The organism is Micromonospora sp. NPDC047753 (assembly GCF_040642735.1).
GTDB lineage: Bacteria > Actinomycetota > Actinomycetes > Mycobacteriales > Micromonosporaceae > Micromonospora.
The window spans coordinates 1-3,281 of sequence record NZ_JBEYSL010000638.1; the positions used below are offsets into that span (position 1 = coordinate 1).

Consider the following 3,281-nt stretch of genomic DNA (forward strand, 5'->3'; position numbering starts at 1 on the left):
GCAGCGCGGCGCAGACCTGGGCCGTGACGCCGAACTCGACGATCAAGTCGTTGGGTAAGTGCCTGGACGTCGCGGGTGCCGCCACCGCCGACGGCACCAAGATCCAGCTCTACACCTGCAACGGGACCGCCGCGCAGAACTGGGTGGCCCAGGCCGACGGCACGTTGCGGAGCCCCGCGTCCGGCAAGTGCCTCGACGTCTCCGGCAACAACTCCGCCGACAGCACCGCGGTCCACCTCTGGACCTGCGTCAGCGGTGCCGCCAACCAAAAGTGGATCCTGCCCTGAGCTGACAGGTGGGGGCCCCTCGGCGCGCCTAGTGTGAGGCGAGGGGCCCCTCCTAACCGCAGTTAGGAGAGCGATATGCGCAGACGTCTGCGACCCGTCCTCGGTGCGGCAATGGCCGCACTCGCCGTCATCGCCTGCACCACCCCAGCCACCCCGGCCAGCGCCGCCGACGCCCCGTACGACGTGCTGGTCTTCTCCAAGACCGCCGGTTTCCGGCACGACGCGATCCCGGTCGGCATCCAGACCATCCGCGACCTGGGCGCGGCGAACAACTTCACGGTCACCGCGACCGAGGACGCCGCCGCGTTCACCACGAGCAACCTCAACCAGTACGAGGCTGTCGTCTTCCTCAACACCACCGGCGACGTGCTCAACGCCAGCCAGCAGACCGCCTTCGAGTCGTACATCGGCTCCGGCCGCGGATACGTGGGTGTGCACGCCGCAGCCGACACCGAGTACGACTGGCCGTTCTACGGCAACCTCGTCGGGGCGTGGTTCGCCTCGCACCCCGCGATCCAGCAGGCCAACATGAAGGTGGAGGACCGGGGCCACGCGGCCACCGCTCACCTGCCGCAGACCTGGACCCGCACCGACGAGTGGTACAACTACCGCACCAACGCCCGGTCCAGCGCCCACGTGCTGGCCACCCTCGACGAGTCGTCGTACTCCGGCGGCGGAATGGGCGCCGACCACCCGCTGAGCTGGTGCAAGAGCTACAGCGGCGGCCGGTCCTTCTACACCGGCGCGGGGCACACCCAGGCGTCGTACGCGGAGTCGGGTTTCCGGAACCACCTGCTCGGCGGCATCCGGTACGCCTCCGGTCGGAGCAAGGCCGACTGCCGGCCCGAGACCGGCTACACCCCGCTGTTCAACGGCTCGACGGCCGGTTGGTCACAGGCCGGCCCGGGCAGCTTCACCAACACCGACGCCACCCTGACCTCGGTCGGCGGCATGGGGCTGTACTGGTACAACGCGAAGCAGTTCACCAACTACTCGCTGAAGATGGACTGGAAGCTGGCCGGTGACGACAACTCCGGCATCTTCATCGGGTTCCCTCCGTCGAGTGACCCGTGGTCGGCGGTCGACAACGGGTACGAGATCCAGATCGACGCCACCGACGCGGCCGACCGCACCACCGGCGCGGTCTACACCTACAAGTCCGCCGACATCGCCGCCCGCGACGCGGCGCTGAACGCGCCGGGGGAGTGGAACACGTACGAGCTGCTGGTCGAGGGCGAGCGGCTACAGATCTTCCTCAACGGGGTGAAGATCAACGACTTCACCAACACCAACCCGGTACGGTCGCTGGCCGGCCACATCGGCATCCAGAACCACGGCACCGGTGACGACGCCTCCTTCCGCAACATCCGGATCAAGGAGCTGGGCGGCACCCCGCCGCCGACCGGGAACACCACGATCCAGGCCGAGGCGTTCAGCTCGGCCAACGGGGTCTCCGCGTTCACCAAGGCGGGCGCCAACGGCGGGCAGACCCTCGGCTACATCGAGCCGGGTGACTGGGCCGCGTACAACGGGGTCAACCTGGCCGGGGTCACCTCGTTCACGGCGCGGGTCGTCTCCGGCGGCGCTGGTGGCGCCATCCAGGTGCGCACCGGTTCGGCCACCGGCCCGGTGCTCGGCACTGTCGCGGTGCCGAACACCGGCAGCTGGAGCACCTACGCCAACGTCTCCGCGCCGCTGTCCAACGTGCCGTCCAGCACCCAGAACCTCTACCTCACCTTCACCGGTAGCGGCACGGGGCTCTTCGACCTGGACGACTTCACCCTGGTCAAGGGCGGAGGTGGCACGAACGGGGTGGGCCCGATCAAGGGTCTGGCCGGCAAGTGCCTGGACGTGCGCAACGGTGGCACCGCCGACGGCACTCAGATCCAGCTCTACACCTGCAACGGCAGCGCCTCGCAGACCTGGACCGTGACGCCGAACTCGACGATCAAGGCGCTCGGCAAGTGCCTGGACGTCAACGGCAGCGGCACCGCCGACGGCACCAAGATCCAGCTCTGGACCTGCAACGGCAGCGGCGCGCAGAACTGGGCTGCCGCGTCCGACGGCACGCTGCGCAACCCGTCGTCGGGCAAGTGCCTGGACGTCTCCGGCAACAACTCCGCCGACAGCACCGCAGTGCACCTCTGGACCTGCCTCAACGCAGCCAACCAGAAGTGGACCCTGCCCTGACCGACTGACCCCGAAGGGGCCGCGGCTCACGTCGTCGGCCCCTCCGGGCCGGCCGGCGTGCCCGGCCGGCGTGCCCGGCCGGCGTCCCCCGTCAGCCAGTTGCGTCGGCAAAGGGCGACGAGCGGTGTCTTCAACGAGCGTGATGCCTCTGAGTCATCCTGATGACTCAGAGGCATCACGCTCGCACCGATTCGTCCGCCGGCTGCCATCCCGCCAGCCCGCCGTTTACGCGGGGGTGCGCGGGGTTGTTGGGGAGGCCGGAGCCCCGGTGCAGGGCTGGTCCCCGCACCGCTGCCGGCGCACTCGGATGCAGCCACATTGCGTGGATGCCGCCGACCGGCTCACAGGTGGCTGCCGTACCTTGACCTGCATGGGGTTGTTCGCGCAGTGGCGCGGGACGGTGCTGGCGCGAGGCCATCAGCTGCTCGGTGCGCTGGGCCGGGCCGACGAGCCCGACGACCCGTCCCAGCCGGCGCCCAGCCTGAACCGCCTCGACGCGCTGGTGGAGGGCTTCACCGCCGGTCAACCGGTGCGGTGGACCATGGCCGGGCAACCCCGCCCGCTACCCGGCCCGGTCGACGTCGTGGCGTACCGGATCATCGAGGAAGCGCTGACCAACGCCTGCCGGCACGCGCCGGGCGCCCCGGTCGGGGTCCGCCTGCGCTACGACGCCGCGGGCATCAGCATCGAGGTCCGCGACGAGGGCGCCGGTCCCGCTCCGTCCGGCGGCGGCACCCAGGGCGCCGGTCGGGGCACCGAGGCGCCGATCCCCGACGAGAGCATCTACACGTTCCCCGCGCTCAC

At 70.2% G+C, this 3,281-nt stretch carries 3 protein-coding genes; all 3 read left to right on the forward strand.

Annotated features, from left to right (window positions below; all coding sequences use genetic code 11):
• The coding region (locus tag ABZ749_RS32360; RefSeq protein ID WP_357234550.1) for an RICIN domain-containing protein at positions 1–287 on the forward strand (287 nt) is incomplete at its 5' end.
• Between the two features lie 75 nt (positions 288–362).
• Complete coding sequence (locus ABZ749_RS32365; protein WP_357234554.1) at positions 363–2,477, forward strand: ThuA domain-containing protein; 2,115 nt, start codon at positions 363–365, stop codon at positions 2,475–2,477.
• Positions 2,478–2,847: 370 nt separating this feature from the next.
• A partial coding sequence (locus ABZ749_RS32370) for an ATP-binding protein (RefSeq protein WP_357234557.1) occupies positions 2,848–3,281 on the forward strand: 434 nt, incomplete at its 3' end.